The 26,226-nt window shown below is 45.6% G+C and carries 24 protein-coding genes; 14 read left to right on the plus strand and 10 right to left on the minus strand.

All coding sequences use genetic code 11. The features are described from left to right. Nucleotides 1-5: 5 nt before the first annotated feature. Both MHI30_RS03970 and MHI30_RS03975 read left to right on the plus strand, forming a co-directional pair. The gene (locus MHI30_RS03970) at nt 6-2,567 is read left to right on the plus strand and encodes an ABC transporter permease (protein WP_145699660.1); all 2,562 of its coding nucleotides are present in this window, start codon (nt 6-8) and stop codon (nt 2,565-2,567) included. Between the two features lie 83 nt (nt 2,568-2,650). Next, nucleotides 2,651-3,229 carry a VanZ family protein gene (locus tag MHI30_RS03975; protein WP_026578898.1) on the plus strand — a complete coding sequence of 193 codons (579 nt, stop codon included), beginning with the start codon at nt 2,651-2,653 and terminating at the stop codon, nt 3,227-3,229. A 46-nt stretch (nt 3,230-3,275) separates the two neighbouring features. Here the strand turns inward: MHI30_RS03975 and MHI30_RS03980 are convergent, their stop codons facing one another. Beyond that, nucleotides 3,276-4,058 (minus strand): MBL fold metallo-hydrolase, encoded by a 783-nt coding sequence (locus tag MHI30_RS03980; RefSeq protein WP_075755045.1) that lies wholly within the window; start codon nt 4,056-4,058, stop codon nt 3,276-3,278. Between the two features lie 103 nt (nt 4,059-4,161). On the opposite strand from MHI30_RS03980, the gene MHI30_RS03985 reads away from it, so the two are divergent. The 4 genes from MHI30_RS03985 to MHI30_RS04000 all read left to right on the plus strand — a co-directional run bounded on the left by MHI30_RS03985 (nt 4,162) and on the right by MHI30_RS04000 (nt 9,067). Beyond that, a complete protein-coding gene (locus MHI30_RS03985) occupies nt 4,162-4,956 on the plus strand; it encodes an MBL fold metallo-hydrolase (RefSeq protein ID WP_154495831.1) in 795 nt (264 codons plus the stop codon). A gap of 206 nt (nt 4,957-5,162) precedes the next feature. Continuing rightward, nucleotides 5,163-6,806 carry a M14 family metallocarboxypeptidase gene (locus MHI30_RS03990; protein WP_075755049.1) on the plus strand — a complete coding sequence of 548 codons (1,644 nt, stop codon included), beginning with the start codon at nt 5,163-5,165 and terminating at the stop codon, nt 6,804-6,806. 128 nt (nt 6,807-6,934) lie between these two features. Then, complete coding sequence (locus tag MHI30_RS03995; RefSeq protein ID WP_075755051.1) at nt 6,935-8,032, plus strand: nitric oxide synthase oxygenase; 1,098 nt, start codon at nt 6,935-6,937, stop codon at nt 8,030-8,032. A 15-nt stretch (nt 8,033-8,047) separates the two neighbouring features. After that, nucleotides 8,048-9,067: a glycosyl hydrolase family 18 protein gene (locus tag MHI30_RS04000; RefSeq protein ID WP_075755053.1), complete on the plus strand. Its 1,020-nt coding sequence runs from the start codon at nt 8,048-8,050 to the stop codon at nt 9,065-9,067. Between the two features lie 40 nt (nt 9,068-9,107). Here MHI30_RS04000 and MHI30_RS04005 read toward each other — a convergent pair whose 3' ends face one another. The 3 genes from MHI30_RS04005 to MHI30_RS04015 form a co-directional block, all read right to left on the minus strand. After that, nucleotides 9,108-9,746 carry an SdpI family protein gene (locus tag MHI30_RS04005; RefSeq protein WP_075755055.1) on the minus strand — a complete coding sequence of 213 codons (639 nt, stop codon included), beginning with the start codon at nt 9,744-9,746 and terminating at the stop codon, nt 9,108-9,110. Continuing rightward, a complete protein-coding gene (locus MHI30_RS04010; RefSeq protein ID WP_009329070.1) occupies nt 9,743-10,027 on the minus strand; it encodes an autorepressor SdpR family transcription factor in 285 nt (94 codons plus the stop codon). The genes MHI30_RS04005 and MHI30_RS04010 overlap by 4 nt, the downstream gene beginning before the upstream one ends. 107 nt (nt 10,028-10,134) lie before the next feature. Beyond that, entirely contained in the window at nt 10,135-10,407 is a 273-nt protein-coding gene (locus MHI30_RS04015) for an acylphosphatase (RefSeq protein ID WP_075755057.1), read from the minus strand. Between the two features lie 111 nt (nt 10,408-10,518). Between MHI30_RS04015 and MHI30_RS04020 the strand changes: the two genes are divergently transcribed. After that, nucleotides 10,519-11,169: an MOSC domain-containing protein gene (locus MHI30_RS04020; protein WP_081379950.1), complete on the plus strand. Its 651-nt coding sequence runs from the start codon at nt 10,519-10,521 to the stop codon at nt 11,167-11,169. A 40-nt stretch (nt 11,170-11,209) separates the two neighbouring features. Here the strand turns inward: MHI30_RS04020 and MHI30_RS04025 are convergent, their stop codons facing one another. From MHI30_RS04025 to MHI30_RS04040, 4 genes are all read right to left on the minus strand, one after another. Then, nucleotides 11,210-11,341, minus strand: coding sequence for a DUF2639 domain-containing protein (locus tag MHI30_RS04025; RefSeq protein WP_003179731.1), 132 nt, complete (start codon nt 11,339-11,341; stop codon nt 11,210-11,212). A 130-nt stretch (nt 11,342-11,471) separates the two neighbouring features. Further along, on the minus strand, nt 11,472-11,627 hold the full coding sequence (locus tag MHI30_RS04030) for a hypothetical protein (protein WP_020450539.1): 156 nt from the start codon (nt 11,625-11,627) through the stop codon (nt 11,472-11,474). A gap of 83 nt (nt 11,628-11,710) precedes the next feature. Then, nucleotides 11,711-12,463, minus strand: coding sequence for a type I methionyl aminopeptidase (gene map, locus MHI30_RS04035; protein WP_075755061.1), 753 nt, complete (start codon nt 12,461-12,463; stop codon nt 11,711-11,713). 124 nt (nt 12,464-12,587) lie between these two features. After that, nucleotides 12,588-14,549 (minus strand): LTA synthase family protein, encoded by a 1,962-nt coding sequence (locus MHI30_RS04040; RefSeq protein WP_075755063.1) that lies wholly within the window; start codon nt 14,547-14,549, stop codon nt 12,588-12,590. Nucleotides 14,550-14,811: 262 nt separating this feature from the next. Here MHI30_RS04040 and MHI30_RS04045 point away from each other — a divergent pair, with 262 nt between their 5' ends. The 7 genes from MHI30_RS04045 (at nt 14,812) to MHI30_RS04075 (ending at nt 24,396) form a co-directional block, all read left to right on the plus strand. Continuing rightward, nucleotides 14,812-15,189, plus strand: coding sequence for a DUF1992 domain-containing protein (locus MHI30_RS04045; RefSeq protein ID WP_075755065.1), 378 nt, complete (start codon nt 14,812-14,814; stop codon nt 15,187-15,189). A gap of 70 nt (nt 15,190-15,259) precedes the next feature. Beyond that, nucleotides 15,260-16,672: a sodium:alanine symporter family protein gene (locus MHI30_RS04050; RefSeq protein ID WP_075755067.1), complete on the plus strand. Its 1,413-nt coding sequence runs from the start codon at nt 15,260-15,262 to the stop codon at nt 16,670-16,672. A gap of 186 nt (nt 16,673-16,858) precedes the next feature. Then, nucleotides 16,859-18,271 carry a PTS system trehalose-specific EIIBC component gene (treP, locus tag MHI30_RS04055; RefSeq protein ID WP_065644568.1) on the plus strand — a complete coding sequence of 471 codons (1,413 nt, stop codon included), beginning with the start codon at nt 16,859-16,861 and terminating at the stop codon, nt 18,269-18,271. 73 nt (nt 18,272-18,344) lie between these two features. Further along, on the plus strand, nt 18,345-20,033 hold the full coding sequence (gene treC, locus MHI30_RS04060) for an alpha,alpha-phosphotrehalase (protein WP_075755069.1): 1,689 nt from the start codon (nt 18,345-18,347) through the stop codon (nt 20,031-20,033). A 21-nt stretch (nt 20,034-20,054) separates the two neighbouring features. Then, nucleotides 20,055-20,771 (plus strand): trehalose operon repressor, encoded by a 717-nt coding sequence (gene treR, locus MHI30_RS04065; protein ID WP_075755071.1) that lies wholly within the window; start codon nt 20,055-20,057, stop codon nt 20,769-20,771. A gap of 106 nt (nt 20,772-20,877) precedes the next feature. Next, a complete protein-coding gene (locus MHI30_RS04070; RefSeq protein WP_075755073.1) occupies nt 20,878-21,570 on the plus strand; it encodes an N-acetyltransferase in 693 nt (230 codons plus the stop codon). 486 nt (nt 21,571-22,056) lie between these two features. After that, on the plus strand, nt 22,057-24,396 hold the full coding sequence (locus tag MHI30_RS04075; RefSeq protein WP_237562707.1) for an NTTRR-F1 domain: 2,340 nt from the start codon (nt 22,057-22,059) through the stop codon (nt 24,394-24,396). A gap of 186 nt (nt 24,397-24,582) precedes the next feature. Here the strand turns inward: MHI30_RS04075 and MHI30_RS04080 are convergent, their stop codons facing one another. Then, complete coding sequence (locus MHI30_RS04080; RefSeq protein ID WP_075755075.1) at nt 24,583-25,674, minus strand: DegT/DnrJ/EryC1/StrS family aminotransferase; 1,092 nt, start codon at nt 25,672-25,674, stop codon at nt 24,583-24,585. Beyond that, nucleotides 25,671-26,213, minus strand: a complete 543-nt coding sequence (locus MHI30_RS04085) for a DapH/DapD/GlmU-related protein (protein ID WP_075755077.1) — start codon at nt 26,211-26,213, stop codon at nt 25,671-25,673. The genes MHI30_RS04080 and MHI30_RS04085 overlap by 4 nt, the downstream gene beginning before the upstream one ends. Nucleotides 26,214-26,226 lie beyond the last annotated feature (13 nt).

Genomic DNA, 26,226 nt, shown 5'->3' on the forward strand with positions numbered 1-26,226 from the left:
GAAATATGTTTTGGGTTAAATTAGCTTTTAAGTCGTTGTTCCAAAGAAGAAAAATATCTTATTTAATGGTTTTAATAATCTCTATCTCAATGGTCTTTCTTATTATGGTGAACAGCGCTACAGAAGAAATTCTGAAATACACAAAAGAAAAGGCCTATGAAAAATATGGTGAGCATCATGCTATAATTAACAATCTTAGTGAAAAGGAGTTCAAAGAGTTAAAAGGAATACATAGTGTAAAAAAAGGAGGAGGAATTTTTTTAGTTGGTTACACTGAAGATTTTAATGAATCTTCAGTCGGAGCTTCTATTGGATGGTTTGACAAAAGTGCTTTAGAATTAGGGCATATACATATTTTACATGGGAGGATGCCTGTACACAAAAATGAGATTGCCATTGAATCATTTTTAACTGACTCTTTTAAAACAAATGACGTTATTGGAGCGGATGTTAAATTAAAAATAGGTGCTGTTGAGGAAGTTTATCAAATAGTAGGTATTGTGAATAACTATTCCTCAAATTGGTCTACTCCAATAAATATAGAAAAAGGAAAGAATACATATCCAAATGTTTTTATAAGTCCGACAAAATTTAATGCAGATAAGCACATTGATATACAAAAAAGTTTTATCTTTTCACTTCAAAATGAAAATGTAGAAAAGATCGAACAAGAAATAAATGAAAATTTTGAGCAACATTTGTCTAGCCCTGAACAATTATATGAAAATGAGAATCTTTTTAATGAAGGATATAAAAACTATAATAGGATTTTCTATATATGTTTATTTTTTTCGATCATTCTAATATTTGGTTCGTTGTGTTGCTGTTTTCGAATATTTGAGGTGTTCTATCAGAATTACCGGCAAAAAATTGCGATACTGAGATCCCACGGAGCAAAAAAAAATCATATAAGGCTTCTTGTTTTTTTTCAGAGTACCATTATTGTTTTAGTGAGTTTCTTAATATCTTTTCCTGTTGGGGTGTACTTGAAAAAGATATTAAATCATCAAACATATCGTACTGAAAACTACAGTTCTTCACCTCTGTTGGAATCTACTCTGTTCGTCACGATTTGGCTCACCTTATTATTTTTTTCATTATGTATAACAGCACTAATTGTAACGGAAAAAATAAGCAAAGAAACAATTCATACTAATTTAAAAGGGAATCCGCTTATAGCAAAAGGATACCGTGTTTATCAATTTATAGAAAAGTTTCCTTTTAAATTGAAGTCTTTGGTGATTCAACTTACGTTTCGATGGAAATCTTCTATATTATTTATTGTTATACTGTCTTTCTCGATCATGATTTTTTTCTTCACCCAGTTAATAGCCGATGAAACAATTGAAAAATCCGAAGAAACAACACCGGATTTTATACTTTCATCTAAGCAACTGACTGCTGAGGAACATGTAAATGGCTATATTATCGAAACCAATCAATCTGTTTCTTTTGATTATAAAAGTGTAGAAGATCTTCAACGCTTGCCAGGAGTTGTTTATATTGATAAAGTTCCAAACTCCCTAGGGAGCACCTTGCTCCTAACCAAACAACAACTTTCACCCAATATTAAATCTTGGATAAATACCTATAAGCTGGAGAATATAAATGTTGAAATATCTGAGGACACAATAGATAATTTAGTACCAAATAATCTTATACCTATTCCTAACGTGAATTTTGTATTAGTGAATGACAGTGAACTTAAACATCTCCAACGCATGTATAGTTTTGATGAAAGTTCCGTAAGGAAAGTGAAAAAATCAAGATCAGCCTTTATTTTCTTTCCTGAAATAAATCAAAAAGAAATGAATAATAAAATTATAAATGGAGACGAAGTGAAAATCGGCAGGATTGCATATTCTGATGAAAAAAAACCAAAATTTGAAAATTGGGATTTGAAGGTAGAACGGATTATCTTGTCTCCTTACTTGATGAAACAAAATCAGATTTCTCAAGAACGTGAGGGAATTACAGTTTTAATTTATGAAGAAGTGGCTAAAAAAATTGGGGTTTTTGATGGCTATAAAGAATTGACAATATATACTGACCATTCAATTTCTAAACAAAAAAAGAAGGGGATTATTAATAAGACGAAACAAATGGTTTCATCAATTCCTGGAAGTCTGTATTATTCAGAAACAGAAGATAATAAGAGACTTGAGTCAATTTCTAATTATCTATCCATACTTGGGACTGTGTTATTTGCGGTTACTGCATTTTACTCTGTTTTAACATTAGCTGCAACAATGTATTCTAGAATCATTCAAAGAAAAGCTGAAATTGCAATTAATCGAGCTTTTGGAAAAAGCGTCACAGCCGTCTTGAAAGACCTGATAATTGAAATGACTATTTATTTAATATTAGCTTTTCTTTTAAGCGGAACGATCATTCTTTTTCTTACATTATCAATGCCTGAAAACTATAATAATTATAATTATTTTTTCAAATATTATTTTTATTCAGTTGCTTTCACAAGTACTTTATCTTTGATTTCACTGTCTATCTTATTTTTTGTATTGAAAAAAATAAGTATTTCTGACGCTTTAAAAACTAAGGAAGAATAGTTTGGTAATTAGTGTTTATGAGCTATGGTGAAAATCCACAAAACTTGTTAGTATAGTGACTAAAAATAAAGGTGTGAATTTTAATGTTTTGGTCAGTTGATTTAATGCTGCTCGGTTTCATGTGCGCAATCGTCTACTTTTTGTACGACATTGTGAAAAACCGAAAAAAAACAAGTTTTTTTAGAAAAATGGTGTTTGCCAGTTTTATTGTTTATTTGAGCGTCGTTTATCACTATACGATAGGCGGAATCAACATTCCGCCGCAGCCGGCATACGCTCAAATGAACATTCAGCTCATTCCGTTTTATTTTGTTGCTGAATGGGTGCAAATGCATCAGCAGAGCGGGTTTGATTGGTTTTTTTGGAATTCTGTCAAGCTTACATTTTTTAATGTTTTATTGCTCATTCCTTTAGGTGTGTATCTTTCCGTTCTATGGAGGAAAATTCCGCTGAAAAAAGCGGCGGTTTTTGTTTTTTTGACAAGCTTTTTGATTGAGAGTCTCCAGCTTGTGCTATCTGTGACTGGATTCATAATGGCGAGAACCTTTAATGTGGATGATTTAATTTTAAATACGGCCGGCGGTGTAATGGGTTTCTGCCTGACGTCTTTCATGTTCGGAGCTAAAGGATCAGGTTACCGCAGGAAAGGTCTGCATTTTTGAGGAAAGCGCGAAAGATGATTCCCGGCTGGGCAATCATCTTTTTTAGTTAAAACTGAAAACTAAGGCTATTGAATCGGTGCGTGCCTGTGCCGTGTTTTGCCAGCCCGTGTTTCTTTAAGTGCAGTGCCGCATGCCCGGCTTCCTGCAAAATGTCAGGGTTAAGACCGAGCTGATGATGCCCGCCGAAAACCTTTTTCACGCGCCCGATAGCCGAGATTTTTTCAAGCGACTGAATCAATTGGACCGGATCAGTCGTCGGGTAGAATGCATAGATGGGGGCTCCGGTATACAGCAGGTCGCCGGTAAACAAGTAGCCTGACGCTGGATCAAAGATACAGATATGCCCCGGGGAGTGACCGGGCGTGTGATAAATAACGAGCGGCCTTGAATCGCAGCCGACTGTATCGCCGTCTTGCAGCGTTCCCGACGGTTCGCCTCTGAACGGGGTGTATGTATCAGCGGAAAAGCCGGCCGGTACAGGCTTGGTGATATCTCTCGAGACATCACGGCGAATTTGTTCGATCGGAAGCCCTTTGATTCCGTCCATCAGCCATTCTTTCTCAGCTTCATGGACGTAAATGCGCTGATATTCACCGTGGCTTCCGATGTGATCCCAATGGACATGGGTTGTGATGACGCTGACCGGCAGATCGGTCAGACTATCCGTTACCGTCTTCATGCTGCCGATACCAAGCCCTGTATCAATTAAAACGGCTTCCTTCGCCCCTATAAGCAAATAAGAGTTTACTTTTTCCCAATGCCCGTATTCGCTGATCGCATATGTGCATTCATCAAGCTCTGTCACAGTAAACCACTGACCATCTCCCATTGGTTTGTCCCTCCTTCATTTTTCAAAGGTGCTCATCCATGCATATCCTACAGTCAAATGTGCAAAGTAATAAAATATATAATAAGTGAGTGTGGTGAACATAATGAGTGATCCTTACATGCCTTTGACATCCATCAACAGCGGGGTCCTGGAAGAGTATGCCGAAGGCGTATTCGGTTTGACGGTGCAAATCGTCAATGTGTATTTTATTTTTGATCCCGATTCGCGGGAAGCCGTTTTAATCGATGCCGGAATGCCCAAGTCCGCTCCATTTATTTTAAGAGAGGCGAAGGAGCGGTTCGGTGATTTTCGCCTAAAAGCAATCGTTTTGACGCATGGACATTTCGACCATATCGGCGCTTTGGAAGGTCTTCTCGAAACATGGCCGGTTCCAGTTTACGCCCATGAGAAAGAAATGCCTTATTTAACGGGAAAAGCCGATTATCCGCCTGCCAAACCGCAAGTAAAAAGCGGGCTGGTTGCAAAGATGTCTCCGTTGTTTCCGAGGCACTCAATCAACATTTCATCCCATGTAAAGCAGCTTAATAAAGATGGTTCGCTTCCGTTTCTTAAAGGGTGGAAATGGATTGAGACGCCGGGCCATACACCGGGTCATGTTTCGCTTTTCAGGCAGTCGGACAGAACCTTGATCGCAGGTGACGCCGTTACAACTGTAGAGCAGGAATCTCTGTTTGAAGTGGCGATTCAAAAGCAGGAGCTGAACGGACCCCCGGCATATTTCACAATGGACTGGACAAAAGCGGCGGACTCAGTTCGGAAGCTGTCGGAATTAAAACCGGCTGCATTGTTGACGGGACACGGTGTACCGATGAAAGGAAACGATTTTTCCAAAGAGCTCCTTGATCTGTCAGGCCGCCTTCCCGCTTCTGATTCGTAAAATGCCATATGCTGCCCTTAAAACATTCAGCCAGGCTGAATGTTTTTTATAGGGAAAAACTAACCATTTACATGTGATGATGGCCATCCATCGTTCTATATTTCGGATGTTGTTGTATACCAAAGGAATAATTTTCTGAAATTTTAGACAAAACAAGCTGATATTTCATTTATAATGCAGGTATGCCTGAAAGGAGCTGAGAAAAGATGAACATTCAAAAAAGGGTCCAAGCTTTGCTGGCAGCTGCGGCAATGTTTGCAGGACTGATGGTGTCTGATGCGGTTCACGCTGCGGAAACCCCTTACTATGGAAAGAACTATACTCAGCCAGAGCAAGTGTCATCATTATATCCGGAGCCTGAAGAAAGATTCTCAACCCCTGCTTTTGTAAAAGAAGGGGAAGCCTTTACGACACAAGAAGAAATGATGAAGTTTATAACCAGTCTGACAAAGAAAAGCCCGAATGTCAAAATCGGGAATATCGGTTTTTCAATTGAAAAAAGAAATATTCCCGTGCTTTATTTCACAAAGGATAAGCAAATACGTTTCATATCAAAAAAACCGACCGTCTGGCTGCAGGGACAGATACACGGAAATGAGCCGGCAGCGGGAGAATCGGCCCTGGCGATGGCTGAAAAACTGGCCGGACCGTACGGCGACAAAGTGTTGGACAAGATCAATGTCATCGTCGTTCCGCGGGTCAATCCTGACGGCTCGTATCAGTTTAACAGACGGCTGGCGAGCGGAATCGACGGAAACAGGGATCATGTCAAGCTCGAATCTCCGGAAGTCCGCGCCATTCACCAGGAATTCAATAAATATTCGCCTGAAGTCGTTATTGATGCCCATGAATACGGTGTCGGCCAAAACGAATTTCAAAGCGTAGGCGAAAAAGGGTCATTAAAATACCATGATATTTTAATTTTATCAGGAAAAAACTTAAACATTCCCGAATCGATCAGGTATGCGTCTGACAGCCTTTATGTGAACGGCGTCAGAGCTAAACTTGATGAAAAAGGTTTTTCTAATGATGCATATTATACGACGGAAAAAAGCAAGGACGGAAAAATCGAAATCTATGAAGGCGGTACAGAAGCGAGAATCGGGCGTAATGCATTCGCCCTCCAGCCTGCCCTTTCCTTCCTGGTGGAAAGCAGGGGGATAGACATCGGACGCGAAAATTTTGCAAGAAGAGTCGCGGCTCAGGTTGCTACGCATGAGACGATCATCGACACGACAGTGAAGCATGCAGCCGAGATCAAGCGCCTTGTCGCCAAAGAAAAATTAAAGCTGATAAAAAATGGCGCAAAAGTGAGCGATAAAGACAAAGTGGTCATCAACAGTGAATTTGCAGGCCCGTTTAAAGACACGCTGAAAGTCGCTGATATTGCCTCTGGACAAGCAGTTGACGTTCCTGTCCAATATTACAGCGCCTCAGAGGCCGTTCCTGTGCTGTCGAGAACACGGCCGACCGCTTACCTTGTTCTTCCGGGCCATCAAGATATTGAGCAGAAGCTGAAGGATCAGGGATTAAAAAGCGTGACACTGCCTTTCAAACAAAAGCTCACCGCTGAAGCGTATGAGGTTTTATCGAAAGAAACAGCAGGAGAATCCGAGGGCCGGCCTGTGATCAAGGTGGAAACGAAGCTTAAAAAACAGAAAAAAGAGTTTCCAAAAGGAACAAAAGTCTATTTTACAGCTCAACCGCAAAGCAATCTGCTGTCGATTGCGCTTGAGCCGGAATCGGTTGACAGTTATGTGAGCACGGGTTACATCCCTTCTCAAACAGGCAAAGAGCTGCCGGTTTACCGCTTCATGCTGAACACCAAAACGCTTAACATGAAGGAATAATCATCAGGCATCCGTCTTTGACGGATGCTTTTTAGCGGTTTTTTGTCTTTTCATACATAAAGGTTTTAAACTGAGATCGAAACCTATACAATAAATATCAGTCTGAAATCTGGAAGGAGAGAATCCGGTTGGAATCATATGAAGAATTATGGAGGGAAGCTAAGACCTTCATCGAGCTCTGCTACGGGGAACTGTCGAAGTCCGAAGAAGAAACAAGGATGCGCTTACATAAAATAGACGAAGAAATCAGAGAAACCGGAAGCTATACACATACATTAGAAGAAATCGAACATGGCGCCAGAATGGCGTGGAGAAACAGCAGCCGCTGCATCGGCCGGCTGTTTTGGCACTCTCTTACTGTCATCGATCAAAGAGGCGTTCAAACCGAGGCAGAGGTGCGGGATGCGCTTTTTCACCATATAGAGCTTGCGACAAACGGAGGGAAAATCAGACCGTTCATTACGATTTTTCCCCCGGAACAAAGCGGGCAAAAAAAAGTGTCCATTTGGAACCATCAGCTGATCAGGTATGCGGGGTATGAAACGGAGCAAGGTGTCATCGGCGATCCGGCGTCATTGGAACTGACAAAAGCGTGTGAAGCGCTCGGCTGGAAAGGCGAAGGTACGCCTTTTGACGTTTTGCCGCTTGTTTTTCAAATAGATGGCCGTTCCCCTGTGTGGTATGATTTGCCTCGTGAAATCGTCAAAGAGGTTCGGATTGAACATCCGGAGATTGAAGGCTTCAAAAGTTTGGGGCTGAAGTGGTACGCTGTGCCGATTATAGCCGATATGAAGCTGGAAGTCGGAGGGATTCATTATAATGCCGCCCCGTTTAACGGCTGGTATATGGGAACGGAAATCGGAGCGCGCAACCTCGCGGATACAGACCGCTATAATGTGCTCGAAAAAGTGGCAGCCATTATGGGGCTTGATACGGAGCGGAATACTTCGCTGTGGAAAGACAAGGCGCTTGTTGAATTAAATACGGCGGTGCTTCACTCCTATAAAAAAGCCGGCGTCAGCATTGTTGACCACCATACCGCGGCAAGCCAATTCAAGCGGTTCGAGGAGCAGGAAGCTGAAGCGGGAAGGGAGCTTTCAGCAAGCTGGACATGGCTGATTCCGCCGTTATCTCCGGCAGCGACCCATATCTTTCACAGCTATTATGAAAATAAAACGCTTAAACCGAATTACTTTTATCAGGAAAAGCCTTATTTGAACGATTGAGAGGATAAATAGACAATGAGAAAAATCTACTTGCTATGCAGCGTATTCGCTGTATGTTTAACGATGCTTACATATACAGCAGAAGCAAAAGCGGCCAAAATCGTACTCGGCTATACAACAGGGGAAGCGGCATCCTATCAATCGCTGACGGCATACCATCACTATATCAATGCCGCAGCTCTCGACACGTACGCGTTTAATAAAAAAGGAGATATCATCGGAGACACTCCGAAAAAGCAATTATCGTTTGCAAAGAAGAAACGCCTCAAGACGTGGGCGGTCATTTCAAATTACAATGAATCTATTCACGATTTTGACGGGAATCTGGCATCAACGGTCATGTCCGGCAAAACGGCGCGGCAGCACTTTACAGAACAGCTTATTACGCTTGCGAATACCGGAATCAATATTGATTTTGAAGCTGTGAAGCCGAACGAGAGGGCTAAATACTCAAGCTTCATCCGTCATGTCGCAGCAGCTTTGAAAAAACACAAGATCAAAACGATGGTTTCGGTACCGGCGAAGAGCGCAGATGACCGAAAAGATGGATGGAGCTGGCCGTATGATTATGCTGAAATCGGAAAGTCAGCTGACTATGTACAAGTCATGACCTACGATGAACACGGGATCTGGAGCGAGCCGGGCTCTGTTGCCGGAATGAACTGGATCAAAAGCTCATTAGCATATGCGGTGAAAACGATCAAAGCCGAAAAAGTCATTATGGGCATCCCCTCATACGGGAATGATTGGGATTTAACATCCCGAAAGAACAGCAAATTGAAGCAGTGGAACGACATAAAGGCGCTTAAGAAAAAAGTGAAAGCTAAGCCTGTATATGATAAAAGATCGGGGTCGATGAGATTTTCTTATACAGATCAACACAAGCACCGCCATGTCGTTTGGTATGAAGATGAAAAAACGATTGCGGCGAAAAGCCGCCTTGCCATGCGATATAAAATCGCAGGAGTTTCCGTCTACTCGATGGGACATGAATCGGCCTCTTTTTGGCAGGCGGTTCGGAAGGGAATAAAATAAAGGCTCCAATTCGGAGCCTTCTTTTTCATTTGTTCTCATGTCAGCTTTTCATATTGATTTCTTTCCGGTACAGGACATAAGAATAAATATAGGGCGCGAAAACCGTTGCCAAAATAACCGGAAGCATGATTTCTGGGCTGATCGATAACAATCCGTCCGCAATAATCAGCAGTCCTGCTAAAGTAAATACTTTCGCCGCAAATCTGTGGGTTTTTTTCCAGATTGAATCGCTGCTCAATGTCCAAGGGTTTTTGATCCCGAAAAAAAAGTTTGAGCGGACTCTCGGGAGGTAATTGCCTATGACAATGAGTAGAGCGCCTACTAGAACCGGTACAATGCTGCCCGCGGGCAGATCATACCCGAGCCCTGTCATGATGACAAGCACGTTGATCAGGGAAAACAGAATCAGCATGGCATTGATGAGAAGGTAATAAGTCTTTGAAAAAAGCTGATAGTTTTTTCTGCGCGGATCGATTTTTGGCGTTAAGAACATTAGGATATACATAAAAACGAGCAGCCCAATCATGGCAAGCATCGCTTCCATTTTTGAAGCATACCTGTCGACTTCTCCCGAAAATGACCAATGGATTGGAACTTGAGTTGAAATATGCGGATAAGCGATTGCCCACATGATTAGATTGACGGCAATTAATGCGAGTGAAAAGATGTGTTTTCTCATTTGGCATCCCCTTTATCTTTGCCGGCTTGTTCAGTAAAACTGAAGGCCCAGCCGATGATTTCTTGAAACATTGTGGTGTTCAGCGAGTAAATGATGTATTGGCCTTTTTTTTCATCTTGAATTAATTCAGCCTGTTTTAAAATTTTTAAATGCTGAGATATACTTGGTTTAGACATTTGAAATTGGTCAGATATTTCACCGGCAGTCATATCCCGATCCTTCAGCAGATTTAAAATTTTTCTTCTCGTCGGGTCGGCTAGAGCTTTAAAGGTTTGATTCATATTCAGCATCCTTGGAATTAAGTAATTAGCTATTTAACTAAATACTAAAATAAAAGAGGAATTTAGTCAAGATCCGTTTGAAAAATCCGCCGTAGATGGCGGATTTTTCAATAGCTGATATTAAAGTTGTGGAATCCGTCAATTTCTTTTTTTTCTTCGACATTCACGTCCGTTACTTTTGAGAAGGGACTTCCTTTTTGAATCGCTTTTAAAAATTTCTTCAGGCTTTCCTCGGGTCCTTCGGCGCGGATTTCAACTGTGCCGTTGTCGCGGTTCCGGACCCAGCCGGTCAATTTGTGCTTATCTGCTTCCATTTGAACAAAATAGCGAAATCCCACGCCCTGAACGCGTCCGTCTACAATCATTCTGTATTGAAGCATCGAGAACACTCCTTTTCTTTTATGCTACCATATTTCTCATTTTGAGATCATGGGATAGACATGCTTTGGATAAATCGTTAAAATATGAAAATAAAGGAAGGGCGTGAGATTTTGGAGCATCAGGAGTATGAAATTTTATCTATTCATGTAGGCCGTCCGTGTACATTCGAATTCGACGGAAAACAGGTGGAAACGGCAATCGTGAAGGAGCCTGTCGGCGGACCCGTATATTTGAGCCGTACGAATTTTGAAGGGGACGGGCAGGCGGATCTGATTCACCACGGAGGAGAGGATAAAGCGGTTTGCGTCTATCCGGCGGATCACTACATGTATTGGGAAAGCGTCTTGAAGCGGAAGCTGCCGGAGGCGGCATTTGGAGAAAACGTGACGGTTAAAGGGCTCACCGAAAAAGATGTGTGCATCGGTGATATCTTCAAGCTGGGGGAGGCTCTTGTTCAAGTCAGCCAGCCGCGCCAGCCTTGTTTCAAGCTTGCCAAACGGCTGAATCAAAAAGATATGGTTTTAAAGGTGAGGGACACCGGGTTCAGCGGATTTTACTTCAGGGTTCTCGAAGAAGGTATCGTTGCGCCCGATTCCCGGCTGCAGCTCGTTTCAAGAGATGCGCATGAAGCCACAGTTTCGCACGCCAATCATTTGATGTACCATGACAGGGGCAATCATCCCGCCATTCGGAAGATCCTTGAGGTTGAAGCGCTGTCGGAAAGCTGGAGAAACTCATTTTTAAAGGAGCTGAGCACATAAAAACAAGCCGTGTCCGAAAAGGAGCACGGCTTTAACATGTTTATTTTTTGACGCTTTCAAGCAGGTTGGCCAAAAAGTGTTTTTTATAGCTTTGAAGCTTTCTTCCTTCATACTTTGTCATTCCCAGCTTTTTCAGTTCTTCTACATACCAGCCTTTGCTTCCGTAATGCATGGCAGAAAACTCCCTTCTATAATTCGATGCAATTGGCATTCTAACATCTATAGAAAAACGCTGAAAAGGGATAGGCGGCAATTTTTAAAAACTGAGTCTTTCGTCGTGGTTTGGAAGTTTGAGGCAGACTTCAGCCGTGTGTCAAACTGGTGACGATCATCACAATGATCGAGATGCTGAGGACGATTCCGATATATTTTAAGAAGCCGTTCTTTTTTTTATGAGCATATACGATTAACAGGATGCTCTCGATGAAAAAGATCAGCCCGATGATGGCAAACAGCATGCGGTAAAGCTCCTTTCGGCACAGTTTGTCTTTTATTTTAGCATAAAAGCCCGGACTTCTATGATCCGGGCTTTTTCACGTAATCAGTCAAGCTGTGTTAAAATGATCGGTTCGTTTTTCGTAATGACGATCGTATGCTCGATTTGGGCCACAAAGCTGCCGTCAGGCGTTTTGAATGTCCATCCGTCTCCGGCTTCGATTGTATGCTCGGCTCTTGTGGAAACAAACGGTTCAAGGGCTATGACCGTTCCATTTTTAAAGAGCGCATTATCAAACGGGTCATAGTAATTTAGGATATGGTTGGGCGCTTCATGGAGGTTCTTTCCAATCCCGTGTCCCGTCAAATTTTTAATGACGGTGAACCCGTTTGCTTTTGCTTCATTGTATACGGCTCTGCCGATTTGGTTTTGTTTCTTGCCGGCGCGCGCCTGCAAAAGCCCTTTTTGAAAAACGCTTTCTGCAGTTTGGCAAAGCTTGTGGAGCGTTTCATCGCCTTTTCCGAGGACAAAAGAAATGCCCGTATCAGAATAGTAGCCGCCAAATTCAGCGGAGATGTCGATGTTGATCAAATCCCCTTCTTTTAAAATTCTGGATTCGCTTGGGATGCCGTGGGCGACTTCGTCGTTCACACTGATGCACGTCGTTCCCGGGAAATCGTATTCTTTTTCCGGACCCGATGCGGCGCCATGAGCTTCAAGCACTTCTTTACCGATGAGGTCCAGTTCTTTTGTGCTCATGCCGGGTGCTGCTTTTGCCTTCATTTCCTCCCTGGCTAAAGCGACGATTCTGCCGATTTTCTTGAGCCCTTCCAGCTCTTGGTCATTTGTTACAATCACAATTCATTCCCGCTTTCTTTTTTTATATTCTATTTCAAGCTTACCATATTTGCTCGCAAAAAAGGAACAGAGCGGCTTCAAGACAAAAAAAGCACCCGCTTTTAATGAAGCGGGTGCTGTCTGTTTATTGTCCGGAATCCGATTTCGTAGTTTGCGCCGCATCAGATTCTGATGTTTTCGGATTGTGGTTGGTGTAGTCGTAGTCGCTCGGGTTGATCGCTTTAAAGCCTTTCGGTTTATAGAAGCGCAGCAAATCTCCGTCGACGATTTTATCCGACATTTCGAGTTCTTTTTTCACGGACTCATCGATGTTCGGATCGATGTCTTTTTCGTTCAGAAGCTCTCCTGTTTTCGTGTCGTAGTAGTTTCCGTTCGTTTTCGTATATTCCGGAGAAACGAAATCGCCGTTGCGGAACGGAATAACTTCACGGTGTTCCGGTGACAGAAGGTCTGAACCGCTCATCAGGTAATCTTTCGTATTCACGCCCATCAAATGAAGCAGGGTAGGGGCTACATCGACTTCGCCGCCGTATTTATTGGATTTGATTCCCTTGACCCCAGGCGCGTGGATGAACAGCGGAACCCTTTGCAATTGGGCATTTTCATATGGTGTGATGTCTTTGCCCAATACTTTGGCCATCGCTTTGTTGTGATTTTCCGAAATACCGTAGTGGTCTCCGTACATGACGACAATCGTATTATCATACAGTCCGGATTTTTTCAGATCGTTGAAAAATTGTTCAATGGCCTGATCCATGTAGTTGGCCGACTGGAAATAATGGTCAACGACGCTGTCGCCGGTATCGCCGGCAGGGAAGTCTGTATCGCCTTCATCCATTTCGAACGGAAAATGGTTCGAAAGGGTGATAAACTTCGTATAGAACGGCTGTTTCAGGCTCTTCAACAGCGGCATTGATTCTTCAAAGAACGGTTTATCTTTCAACCCGTAGTTTTTCGTTTTATCTTCGCTCATATCGTAATACGTAGCGTCAAAGAATTTGTCATAACCGATGGCTTTATACATTTCATTGCGGTTCCAGAACGTTTTGTAGTTGCCGTGGAATGCCGCTGATGTATAGCCTTGAGACTTCAAAATGGCCGGAGCCGACTGCAGCGTGTTTTGCGCTTTATTAATGAACACTGACCCTTGTGATAAAGGATACAGCGAGTTGTCCATCATAAATTCCGCGTCGGATGTTTTACCTTGTCCTGTTTGGTGGAAAAAGTTATCAAAATAAAACGTTTCATTGTCGTGCGCCAGTGAATTTAAGAACGGCGTGACTTCCTTGCCGTCGATCTTATAGTCGATCGCGAACGTCTGAAGTGATTCCAGTGAAATGTAAACCACGTTCATGCCTTTCGCTTTTCCGAAGTATTCGGCATTCGGCTTATCATGATTGGCTTTAATATAGTTCTCTACTTCTGTCACGTCGCTGGAGCTTGCCAGTGCGCGCTGGCTGTTTGACTTGATATTCTGCACCGCATCATAGATTGTGAAGTTGTAGGTTCCCAAATATTTCACAAGGTAGTTGCGGTCAAAAGAACGGGTCAGAAGCTCCGGACGATCAATCTCGGCAACGGCCAGGTTGGCGAGGAAGACGAGGATGCTTGCTCCCATCACAATTTTAAACGGGCGCTTCGTTGTTGTTTCAGAAGGTCTGTTATAGAAAACAGCCAGCCCGATTAAAATAAAGGTGTCGATGAAATACAGAACATCGAGCGGGTGCATGAGCGAGAAGATGCTGTCCCCGAGCTGCCCCCCGTTTGTTTTTGCCTGCATGATCGTAGGCAGCGTGATAAAGTCGCTGAAAAATCTGTAGTATACGACGTTTGCATATAGCAAAAAAGACATTAAAAAATGAATCACTATAATCGCTGTCTGCTGTATTTTTTTCTTGAACAAGAGTCCTAATCCAAGAAAGAACAAGCTTGAGCTAATCGGATTCACAAAAAGCAAAATCTGTTGTACTGTGTTGGTTATTCCTAAATTAAATTCAATTACATACGCAGCATAAGTTTTCAGCCATAGCAATATGGCGGCTATCAGGAAGAAGGCAAGACCTCTTTCCTTAATAAATCTTTTCAATTGTTACACTCCTTTTTTCCGGATCAGTAAAAAACCATCGGAACGAAAGAAAAAAACGAATGTATAAAATATACCATGAAATACCGATTTAGAAAAGCGGAAACCAACTTTGTGAAAAGAAGCGCAAAACCCCCTTTAAATCAGGGTTTTACAGTTTTCTAAAAAATATTTGGGAATATTTTACGCTTGTCTTGCATTGGCGGGAACGCATCTTTATGGCAGACTGTTGTTAGTATATGAACGAAAGGGGAGGATGTAGACCATGGATTTTTCGAGCATCGTTTCTGAAGACAAGATTAAGCGGGCCATTATGGACGGCGAATTCGAAGGGCTTCCGGGAATGGGGAAACCTTTGAAAAAAGACGATGCCGCCCATGTTCCAGAGCATCTCCGCATGGCTTACCGGGTGATGAAAAACGCCGGAATGACGGAGGACGAAGGGGCTTTGAAGAAAGAGCTGATGACAATTGACGACTTAATCGCAAAGTGCGCGGACGAAGACGAGCGCGATCGTTTAATTGAGAGAAAAACAGAAACGCGGCTCAGGCTCGACAGGCTCGCCGACAAAAAAGGCATGTTTTCCAAACCTGCCTCAGCGTTTTATAAAGAAAAAGTGTACCGAAGGCTCAGTGGGAAATAAAAAACGCTGAAGCAGGTTTATTTCTGTCCTGTAGTGGTATTGACCCATAAACGAATAAAAGGGTGATAGGATGGAACGATTGTTGAACTGGGTTGAATACATATCAGATTGGCTCTGGGGGCCTCCGCTCATCATACTGCTGACAGGGACAGGAGTCTATTTAACGATCCTGCTGAAATTTTTTCAATTTCGCTATCCTCTCTATATCTTTAAACAGACGATCGGAAGCGTCGGCAAAAAGCCGAAAGGAGAAGGGACGGTTACACCGCTGCAAGCTTTGACATCAGCTCTCAGCTCAACAGTCGGCGCCGCCAATATCGTCGGTGTGCCTGCGGCGATCATGTTCGGCGGTCCGGGAGCCGTGTTTTGGATGTGGCTGGTCGCGCTGTTTGCCATGGCGATCAAGTTTTCGGAAAGCGTCCTCGCCGTCCACTACAGAGAAAAAAACGAAGAAGGCGAATATGTCGGGGGGCCGATGTATTACATTACAAAAGGGCTCTCTATGAAATGGCTCGGCGTCTTTTTTTCGGTGGCACTGATGATCGAGCTTGTTCCGAGCATCATGGTGCAGGGAAATTCGGTTTCCGCATCATTAGCTGAGGCGTTCTCGTTCAATCGTTTATACACCGGAATCGGGATTGCTTTTTTGATCGGTTTAGTGGTGCTCGGAGGGATTAAACGGATTGGAAAAGTGACAGAGCTTGCGGTTCCGCTTATGGCAGGGGCGTACATCGGGGCCGGTTTCCTGATTGTCGTCATGAACCTTTCTTCTGTACCCGCATTTTTCTCTCTCATCTTTTCGAATGCGTTTACATCTTCTTCGGCATTCGGCGGCTTTGCAGGTGCGGCAGTTGCCGAAACCGTTCGCTGGGGGTTTGCCCGGGGCCTTTATTCCAACGAAGCCGGGATGGGGACGGCGCCGATCGCCCACGCGGCGGCGATGACCGACCACCCTGTGAGACAGGGATTCTGGGCGGTGATCGGCATCGTGGTCGATACGCTGCTGATATGCACGACCACAGCCTTCGTCGTGCTCGCATCAGGCGTCTGGACCGGTGAAAATGCGGCGAGCAATCCAGGGGCACTGGCGGCAGCCGCATTCCGCAGCTATTTCGGCCCTGTGGGCGGATACTTCGTCTCCGTCGCGCTCGTTTTCTTTGTTTTATCAACGATCACAGTGGTCATTTTTTACGGGGTAAAACAAGCTGAATTTCTGTTTGGACGGTTCGCGGGGCATATGATTAAATTCGTCTATCTGGCCGCCGTCATCATCGGGGCTGCCGGAGGAGCAAAGGCGATATGGGGATTCCTTGATCTTGCGCTCGTTTTCATTCTTCTTCCGAATATTTTGGCGGTGCTGCTTTTGAGCAGAAAAGTAAGGTCTTTATATGATGAGTTTTTTACATCAGAAAAGTATTATTTGAAAGACATCGGTCAGCAGGACGACGCTTATGAACGTGATGAAAAAGTGAACAATTTATGATCACAGCCGGTTGTTCCCGGCGCATAAATCGGAGGAAGCCTTGCTGTCCTTCGTTTATGAAGGGAACGGCGGGCTTTTTTTATTTTTGAAAGCGCTATAAAAATATGTTGACTACTTGTATATACAGGAATACAATATAGGTATAACATGTATATACAAGTTATAAAAGGAGAAGGAGGGATTGGAATGACTGATTTACATCAATCAGCGCGACGGATTGTCGATGCTGTCGGCGGTGCGGACAACATTGCAGCGGTAACCCATTGTGTGACGCGGCTGCGATTTGCATTGCTCGATGAAAGCAAAGTCAATCAAGAGGTGCTGGAGCAAATAGATGTTGTCAAAGGATCTTTTTCAACTAACGGCCAATTTCAAGTAGTGATCGGCCAAGGAACGGTCAACAATGTATACGCGGAGCTGGTGAAGGCCACAGGAATCGGCGAATCGTCAAAAGATGACGTCAAGAAAGCCTCAGAGAAAAATATGAATCCTTTACAGCGTGCTGTGAAAACGCTTGCAGATATTTTTATTCCAATATTGCCGGCGATTGTCACCGCCGGACTGCTGATGGGAATCAACAATATCCTGACGGCTCAAGATATTTTCTTCAGCGGAAAATCGATCGTTGAAGTCTATCCGCAATGGGCGGATCTCGCCAATATGATTAACTTGATTGCGGGAACGGCTTTCGCATTTCTCCCGGCATTAATCGGCTGGTCGGCCGTCAAGCGGTTTGGCGGAAATCCGCTGCTCGGCATCGTGCTGGGCGTCATGCTTGTGCATCCTGATTTGTTAAACGCTTGGGGATACGGGGCTGCCGAGCAAAGCGGAGAGATTCCTGTCTGGAATTTATTCGGCCTGGAAGTGCAGAAGGTCGGCTATCAGGGGCAGGTGCTTCCCATTTTGCTTGCATCTTATTTGCTGGCAAAAATTGAGCGCTTTTTGACAAAGCGGACGCCTGAGAGCATTCAGCTCCTTGTCGTGGCACCGATTACGCTGCTTGTCACAGGTTTTGCTTCATTTATTGTCATTGGACCGATTACGTTTGCCATCGGAAATGTCTTAACATCAGGCCTTATTGCTGTCTTTGAACAATTCGCCGTGCTGGGCGGACTGTTATACGGCGGACTTTACGCCGCTCTCGTCATTACCGGAATGCATCATACATTCCTTGCCGTTGACCTTCAGCTGATCGGATCAAAGCTCGGCGGAACATTTTTATGGCCGATGCTGGCGCTGTCCAATATCGCACAAGGTTCAGCCGCGCTTGCGATGATGTTTATTGTCAAAGATGAGAAGCAGAAAGGTCTGTCCTTGACATCCGGCATTTCAGCTTATCTCGGAATTACCGAACCGGCGCTGTTCGGGGTGAATCTCAGATACAGATTTCCGTTTGTGATCGCGATGATCAGCTCGGGGATTGCCGGAATGTTCATTTCCTCGCAAGGGGTTTTGGCAAGCTCGGTCGGCGTCGGCGGTGTACCCGGAATTTTCTCTATCATGAGCCAATACTGGGGAGCGTTTGCAATCGGGATGGCGATCGTGCTGATCGCGCCGTTCGCCGGAACATACCTCTATGCAAAATTAAAAATGAAATAAGAGAGGGAGAGGGGCGCGCATATTTGTCAGCCCTTTTCCCATTTCATAAAGAAGAAAACGGTGGTGTTGAAAAGTGGAAACGAAAGAAAATCCATGGTGGAAAAAAGCAGTTGTCTATCAGATTTATCCGAAAAGCTTTAAAGATACAACAGGGAACGGTGTCGGCGACATTCGCGGCATCATTGAAAAGCTCGACTACATCAAGGAGCTCGCCTGTGATGTCATTTGGCTGACGCCGATTTATCAATCGCCGCAAAACGACAACGGCTATGACATCAGCGACTATTACAACATTCATGAAGAATATGGAACAATGGCCGATTTTGAAGAGCTTCTAGAAGAGGCCCACAAGCGCGGCATAAAGGTGATCATGGATCTTGTCGTCAACCATACATCAACAGAGCACAAATGGTTTAAAGAAGCAGCGTCCGGAAAAGAAAATCCGTACCGCGACTTTTATATTTGGAAGGACATGAAGCCGGACGGTACTCCGCCGACAAACTGGGATTCGAAGTTCGGCGGCTCGGCGTGGGAGTTTCATGAAGAGACCGGACAGTATTATCTCCATCTCTATGATGTCACACAGGCGGATTTGAATTGGGAGAACGATGAAGTCAGAAAAAAAGTGTACGAGATGATGCATTTCTGGTTTGAAAAAGGAATCGACGGCTTCAGACTTGATGTCATCAATGTGATTTCAAAAGACCAGCGTTTCCCTGATGATGATCATGGGGACGGGCGCAGATTTTATACGGACGGGCCGAGGGTTCATGAGTTTTTGAATGAAATGAACAGGGAGGTCTTTTCAAAATACGACAGCATGACGGTCGGGGAAATGTCATCGACCACAATCGCAGATTGCATCAGGTATACAAACCCTGAAAGCCGGGAGCTCGATATGGTGTTTAACTTTCACCATTTAAAGGCCGACTATCCAAACGGGGAAAAATGGGCGCTTGCGGATTTTGATTTTCTAAAGCTGAAGAAGATTCTTTCTGAATGGCAGACTGAAATGAATAAAGGAGGCGGGTGGAACGCATTGTTCTGGTGCAACCACGACCAGCCGCGGATCGTCTCACGCTACGGAGACGACGGAAAATACCGCATAAAATCTGCGAAAATGCTGGCAACCGCGATTCATATGCTTCAGGGGACGCCATACATTTACCAGGGAGAAGAGCTCGGAATGACCAACCCGAAATTCGAGGACATCTCTCTTTACCGGGATGTCGAATCTCTCAATATGTACCGTCTGCTGAAAGAAGCCGGAAAGCCGGAAGCCGAAATCATTGAAATCCTGAAATCAAAGTCCCGCGATAATTCGCGTACGCCGGTGCAGTGGAACGGGGAAGAAAATGCCGGGTTTACGACGGGGACACCGTGGATTCCGGTGCCTGACAACTACAAAGAAATCAACGCAGAAAAAGCGCTCAGCGATCCTGATTCGATTTTCTACCATTATAAAAAGCTGAATGAGCTCCGCAAGGAATTCGATATCATCACAACCGGCGATTATCAGCTCATACTGGAAGACGATCAAGAGCTTTACGCGTATTTGAGAAACGGAGCGGATGAAAAACTGCTGGTGATCAATAATTTTTACGGGAAAGAGACCGAGTTTCAGCTCCCTGATGATATTGATATTGAAGGCTATGATGCCAAGGTTCTCATTTCCAATGACACCGATCTTCCCGAGTCATTTACACGCTTTAAAGTGAAACCGTATCAATCGATTGTTTATCATCTCGCCAAACCATGCTAAACTAAGCGTGGTGGTAAAAAAATGAAGATCAACAAGTATATGATGATTTACAAACAAATTGCAGAACAAATCGATCAAAGCATACTGAATGCCGGAGATATCCTGCCGTCTGAAAACGATCTTGCCGAACAGCACGACACCTCGAGGGAAACCGTTCGGAAAGCGCTGAATGTGCTTGCCCAGAACGGATATATTCAAAAGATCAAAGGAAAGGGGTCAGTCGTGCTGCACAGGGAGAAAATGCAGTTCCCGGTTTCCGGTTTGGTCAGCTTTAAGGAACTTTCAGAAACGCTTGGCAAAGAGACAAGCACGACGGTCCACGAGTTCGGCTTGACGCATCCGGATGCATATATTCAAAAGCAGCTTCGCACTTCCGGAGATGAAGAGGTATGGCGTGTCGTCAGATCGCGGAATATTAACGGAGAGCGCATCATCCTGGATAAAGACTATTTTATCCGCAAGCATGTGCCGCTCTTGACGAAAGAAATATGCGAGGACTCGATCTACCAATACCTTGAAGATGAATGCGGGCTCGTCATCAGCTATGCCCATAAGGAAATTGTTGTCGAGTCATGTACGGCTGAGGATCAAGAATATTTGGATTTGAACGGATACGAACACATTGTGGTTGTGAAGAATTTTGTTTTCCTTGATGATACAACCTTGTTTCAATATACGGAAAGCAGACACCGCCTGGATAAGTTCCGGTTTGTCGATTTTGCAAGAAGAGAAAAGTAGCACGGTGCGCCTGACGGCGGCCGTGTTTTTTTATGCAGCCGTTTCTCATCACGTCGGCATTGAATATGCTACAGCAGGTGTAAATGAGAAATGGAGGATGTAAGCAATGATTCATGAAACCGTAAAGATCGGAAAGAACGTGGTATTGGGAGAGCACGCTGTCATTGAAGAAAACGTGGTCATCGGGGACAACGTAACAATCGGTCATCATGCCATTATTAAAAAGGATACTCAGATCGGCAGCGGGGTGAAAATTGGCGATTTGGCCGTCCTTGGCAAAGCGGCTTCTTCAAATAAAAAAATGGCCCGCCAGCCGAAGCAGGCGGGAGCGCCTTTGCGGATAGAAGATGATGCCGTAGTCGGTGCGAGTGCTGTTATATACCGGGACGTGCTGTTGGAAAAAGGTGTTTTCGTGGGAGACATGGCGAGCATTCGCGAAAATGTCGCGATCGGAAGAGAAAGCATTATAGGACGCAACGCGATGGTTGAAAACAATACTAAAATTGGAAAGAGAGTAACGATTCAAACGGGCTGTTATATTACCGCTGATATGACGATCGAAGATGAAGTGTTTATCGGTCCTTGCTGTTCCACATCAAATGATAAATATATGGGAATGGGAAACTACCCGTATCAAGGTCCAACTATTAAAAGAGGAGCGAAAATCGGAAACAACGCAACATTGCTGCCGGCGGTCGTCATCGGGGAGCATGCGGTCATCGGAGCGGGCGCCGTCATCACAAAAGATGTTCCCGCACGCAAAACGGCTGTGGGCAATCCAGGCCGGTTGCTGAAATGACGGTTTTTCAATCTTAGCCGTGTTAAATAATGTGACTGATGGCGGAACAGCCACTTCATATATTGCTCAATTTGTTCCGGCAAGAGGGGGTGAAGGGAAAGAGTTTATAGAAACGGAACTTTATTTCAAATCAGAATATTCAATAGAAGTCTCGCAGCGGATGGTACACAAAGATTTCCATTGGCTAGTAAAATTGTTGATACAGCTCCGCAGCAGCATTCAATAGAGATTTAAATCTATTCGGTTCCCTTTAAGGGAAGGGGAAAGCTAAATGGAGCTTTCCCCTTTTGAAGTTTCATATTAAGTAAAAGGACGTTGTTGTTAAAATTAATATATTTTGCTTCTCTCGGATTTAGCTGCTATAAATGTGTTTTAATCATATGGAAAATAACGTGACCGAGCTTAGCAAGGAGACATAGTATATGTTAGCTTCATTCTCGAAAAGGGAATTGAAGCTAATCTAATGAAAGGGAGGTAAAATCCTAGATGTCGATCCAAAATTTGGTTGTAAACGGCAGTTTTGAAAACGGGGCACTTCCACCCTGGGTAGGCCAAAATGCAACCGTCACAACTCAATTTTCGCATTCAGGTTTTTGGTCGGCAAGATTACTGGGCGGGGCTGTTACTTCTTTTATTGCACAATTTGTTCCAGTAGATGCAGGAGAAGGTTTGGAATTTTTAGTTTCTCTAGCTAAAGAAGGTTTTCCTGCTCCATCGCCTCAGGTGCAAATTCAAGTGTCTTATTTTGATAGTTCATTTAATTTTCTAGGCCAAGGTCTCTTTTTAAATATCCCGTTCAACAGACTACCAATTGTTGAAAATAATACATGGCTTGAAGTCTATCAAACGACGACCCCAGCTCCAGCTGGATCTACTATGGCTTTCATTTTGATTAATACTTTGCCGCAGGCAGGTACAGCGAATGTCATTGTAGATGATGTAGCACTATTAGATGTAGAAGGCGGAGGAACAGGTCCAACCGGCCCAACAGGTCCAACAGGTCCAACAGGTCCAACCGGCCCAACAGGTCCAACCGGCCCAACAGGTCCAACCGGCCCGACAGGTCCAACAGGCGCAACCGGCCCAACTGGAGCAACCGGCCCAACTGGAGCGACAGGCCCGACGGGAGCGACAGGAGCAACTGGAGCGACAGGAGCAACTGGAGCGACAGGTCCGACGGGAGCAACCGGCCCGACGGGAGCAACCGGCCCAACAGGTCCAACAGGAGCAACCGGCCCGACCGGAGCAACAGGTCCGACGGGAGCAACCGGCCCAACCGGTCCAACAGGCGCAACCGGAGCAACGGGAGCGACAGGAGCAACCGGCCCGACGGGAGCAACCGGCCCAACCGGAGCAACAGGTCCGACGGGAGCAACCGGAGCGACAGGAGCAACAGGTCCGACTGGAGCAACCGGAGCGACAGGAGCAACCGGCCCGACGGGAGCAACCGGTCCAACAGGAGCGACCGGAGCAACTGGAGCGACAGGTCCGACGGGAGCGACAGGCCCGACGGGAGCGACAGGAGCAACTGGAGCGACAGGAGCAACTGGAGCGACAGGTCCGACGGGAGCGACAGGTCCAACGGGAGCAACCGGCCCAACCGGAGCGACAGGTCCGACGGGAGCAACCGGCCCGACCGGAGCAACAGGTCCGACGGGAGCGACCGGCCCGACAGGAGCGACAGGAGCAACTGGAGCGACAGGTCCGACGGGAGCAACAGGTCCAACAGGAGCGACAGGAGCAACTGGAGCAACTGGCCCGACCGGAGCAACAGGTCCGACGGGAGCGACAGGTCCAACGGGAGCAACCGGCCCAACCGGAGCGACAGGTCCGACGGGAGCAACCGGCCCGACAGGAGCAACCGGCGCAACAGGAGCAACCGGCCCGACAGGAGCAACAGGTCCGACGGGAGCGACAGGAGCAACAGGTCCGACGGGAGCGACAGGAGCAACCGGCCCGACCGGAGCAACAGGCGCAACTGGCCCAACAGGTCCAACAGGAGCGACAGGAGCAACAGGTCCGACGGGAGCGACCGGCCCGACAGGAGCGACAGGAGCAACAGGAGCGACAGGTCCGACTGGAGCAACGGGAGCAACTGGCCCAACAGGTCCAACAGGAGCGACAGGAGCAACAGGAGCGACAGGTCCGACTGGAGCGACAGGAGCAACAGGAGCAACGGGAGCGACAGGCGCAACGGGAGCAACAGGTCCGACGGGAGCGACAGGCGCAACTGGCCCAACAGGTCCAACAGGAGCGACAGGCGCAACCGGCCCAACAGGTCCGACGGGAGCGACAGGAGCAACAGGAGTAACCGGCGCAACAGGAGCGATAGGAGCAACCGGTGCAACCGGAGTGACAGGTCCAACGGGAGCAACAGGAGCAACAGGAGCGACAGGTCCAACGGGCGCAACGGGAGCAACAGGTCCGACCGGCCCAACAGGAGCAACAGGTCCGACGGGAGCAACAGGAGCAACCGGCGCAACCGGAGCAACCGGCGCAACGGGAGCGACAGGAGCAACCGGCGCAACCGGAGTGACAGGTCCAACGGGAGCAACAGGAGCAACCGGCCCGACAGGAGCGACAGGTCCGACTGGAGCGACAGGAGCAACAGGCGCAACGGGAGCAACAGGCCCAACAGGCGCAACAGGCGCAACAGGCGCAACCGGACCGACGGGAGCGACAGGCGCAACGGGAGCAACAGGTCCGACCGGCCCAACAGGAGCAACAGGTCCGACGGGAGCAACAGGAGCAACCGGCCCGACAGGCCCAACAGGCGCGACAGGTCCAACGGGAGCGACAGGTCCGACCGGCCCAACAGGCGCTTAATATTTAACGGCTATTAACAAATATTTTCCGTTTGTTTTTCCGGAACTTCGCTGCAATGCTATGCGAATGATTCAGGGGGCAGTAAACCTATGGTTTACTGCCTTTTTTCTATTTTTATTCTTGCTTATTTCTAAGAATAAAAAAACATCCCTGTCACTATTTTGTGAAAGGGATGTTTTTGATTGATTAACCTTTACGTTGGCTAAATGATTGAATGGCTGAGACTACTTGATCCACATTGACTTGGTCATGACAGGGGAGGGTGATCGTATTTTGTTCAAGAAAAATGGAATTGGGTTTAATCTGCCTGTATTTGCGGCGGTAATAGGTAGTGCCGCTTAAGCAATAGGTGCCGAAAGTCGACTCTATATGGCAGTCGCTCAAATATTGAATCAATTCGTCGCGAACGATGTTTTTTGGAACTTTGAAAACGGCGGATTGTATGTTGTGTACAACGTCAGGACCGATTTTTTGACTTTGAAATCCGAGGGGTTCAAGCCGTTCACTATATGCTTTCTGCTGAAGGTTTCTGCGATGAATGATGTCATCTAGTTTTTGGAGCTGTTTAATTCCAAGAGCGGCTTGGATATCAGATAATCTATAGTTATAGCCGAAATCCATAAAATCCATTTGGCCGTCAGCGATGGCGGCGCCATGATTTAATTTGACGGAAAGCCATTCTTTCAACTCTTCCCGGTCGGTTGTAATTGCCCCGCCTTCGCCTGTCGTAAGCAGCTTTCTGGGGTGAAAGCTGAAACAGGTGAGATCGGCAATTTTTCCGGATTTACAGCCGTATTCACTGCTGCCGATCGCACACGCGGCATCATCCACAAGCGGTAAGCCGTACGCTTCACAAATGTGTTTGATGTTGGTGATGCCTGTCGGGTTTCCCAGAGCATCTACAAAAAGAACGGCTTTTGTGCGGGACGTGATTTGACTTTCCAGCTCTTCTGGAAGCATGTTAAATGTTTCAAGATCGACATCGGCAAAAACAGGCTTGGCACCTAAATCTTCTATTACATTGACAGTGGCGGGAAACGAAAAGTCTGAGACGATTACTTCATCTCCGGGTTGCACGTTGAGGCTTTTAAGGCACATCGATAAAGCAGTTGTAGCCGATGTTGTTAAAAAAGCATGCTTTGCATTGATATACTGACTAATATGGTCTGCAAATGTTTTGACGAAAGGGCCTTTTGTCAGAATGCCGGAGGAAAATATTTCTTTTAATTCTGCTTGCACTTCTTCAAACGTAATATACGGCTCGATCAATCTGATCATGAGAGCTCCTCATCTTTCATCCTTCGGTTTTTAATCACCTTTGCCGGCACGCCTACCGCTATGCTGTACGGAGGAATATGACGATTGACGACGGCATTTGCTCCGATTTTGGAGTGGGCGCCTATCGTAACGCCTGCTAAGATAGACGCACCGATCCCGATGTTGCAGTTTTCTTCAATATGAATAGGAGCGAATGTAAGCGGCGAAAACAAAATGGTACTATCGGGTTTATCAGGATCGGTATGGTAGGCGGCGTGTATCCGGACATTCGGACCAATTCCGGCAAATTCTCCGATTGTAACTCCTCCGGCACCGTGTATGAAACATTGCTGTCCGATCCAGCTGTTTGCGCCGATGATCAGGTCATGCTTATAATAGCCTTTTAAAATCGTGTCATGGCCGATATAAACGTTATCTCCGATATAGATGTTTTCCGGATGAAAAATGCGGACCCCGTCTTCAATAACGACATTTTCGCCGCATCCTCCGAGCTGGGAAAGGGTGAATTCACCTTTTCCTTCGCTTTTCCATTGTTTCAACAAAAGCGCCTCC

Origin of the sequence: Bacillus sp. FSL L8-0528 (assembly GCF_038593085.1) — a bacterium.
GTDB classification, from domain to species: domain Bacteria; phylum Bacillota; class Bacilli; order Bacillales; family Bacillaceae; genus Bacillus; species Bacillus paralicheniformis.

Excerpts from the sequence above, each read along its gene's own strand:
- MHI30_RS03970 (WP_145699660.1), top strand. The coding sequence starts at position 6 with ATGTTTTGGGTTAAATTAGCTTTTAAGTCGTTGTTCCAAAGAAGAAAA.
- MHI30_RS03975 (WP_026578898.1), top strand. The coding sequence starts at position 2,651 with ATGTTTTGGTCAGTTGATTTAATGCTGCTCGGTTTCATGTGCGCAATC.
- MHI30_RS03980 (WP_075755045.1), bottom strand. The coding sequence starts at position 4,058 with ATGGGAGATGGTCAGTGGTTTACTGTGACAGAGCTTGATGAATGCACA.
- MHI30_RS03985 (WP_154495831.1), top strand. The coding sequence starts at position 4,162 with ATGAGTGATCCTTACATGCCTTTGACATCCATCAACAGCGGGGTCCTG.
- MHI30_RS03990 (WP_075755049.1), top strand. The coding sequence starts at position 5,163 with ATGAACATTCAAAAAAGGGTCCAAGCTTTGCTGGCAGCTGCGGCAATG.
- MHI30_RS04000 (WP_075755053.1), top strand. The coding sequence starts at position 8,048 with ATGAGAAAAATCTACTTGCTATGCAGCGTATTCGCTGTATGTTTAACG.
- MHI30_RS04005 (WP_075755055.1), bottom strand. The coding sequence starts at position 9,746 with ATGAGAAAACACATCTTTTCACTCGCATTAATTGCCGTCAATCTAATC.
- MHI30_RS04010 (WP_009329070.1), bottom strand. The coding sequence starts at position 10,027 with ATGAATCAAACCTTTAAAGCTCTAGCCGACCCGACGAGAAGAAAAATT.
- MHI30_RS04015 (WP_075755057.1), bottom strand. The coding sequence starts at position 10,407 with ATGCTTCAATACAGAATGATTGTAGACGGACGCGTTCAGGGCGTGGGA.
- MHI30_RS04025 (WP_003179731.1), bottom strand. The coding sequence starts at position 11,341 with ATGCATTACGGAAGCAAAGGCTGGTATGTAGAAGAACTGAAAAAGCTG.
- MHI30_RS04030 (WP_020450539.1), bottom strand. The coding sequence starts at position 11,627 with ATGCTGTTTGCCATCATCGGGCTGATCTTTTTCATCGAGAGCATCCTG.
- MHI30_RS04045 (WP_075755065.1), top strand. The coding sequence starts at position 14,812 with ATGGATTTTTCGAGCATCGTTTCTGAAGACAAGATTAAGCGGGCCATT.
- MHI30_RS04050 (WP_075755067.1), top strand. The coding sequence starts at position 15,260 with ATGGAACGATTGTTGAACTGGGTTGAATACATATCAGATTGGCTCTGG.
- treP (WP_065644568.1), top strand. The coding sequence starts at position 16,859 with ATGACTGATTTACATCAATCAGCGCGACGGATTGTCGATGCTGTCGGC.
- treR (WP_075755071.1), top strand. The coding sequence starts at position 20,055 with ATGAAGATCAACAAGTATATGATGATTTACAAACAAATTGCAGAACAA.
- MHI30_RS04070 (WP_075755073.1), top strand. The coding sequence starts at position 20,878 with ATGATTCATGAAACCGTAAAGATCGGAAAGAACGTGGTATTGGGAGAG.
- MHI30_RS04075 (WP_237562707.1), top strand. The coding sequence starts at position 22,057 with ATGTCGATCCAAAATTTGGTTGTAAACGGCAGTTTTGAAAACGGGGCA.
- MHI30_RS04080 (WP_075755075.1), bottom strand. The coding sequence starts at position 25,674 with ATGATCAGATTGATCGAGCCGTATATTACGTTTGAAGAAGTGCAAGCA.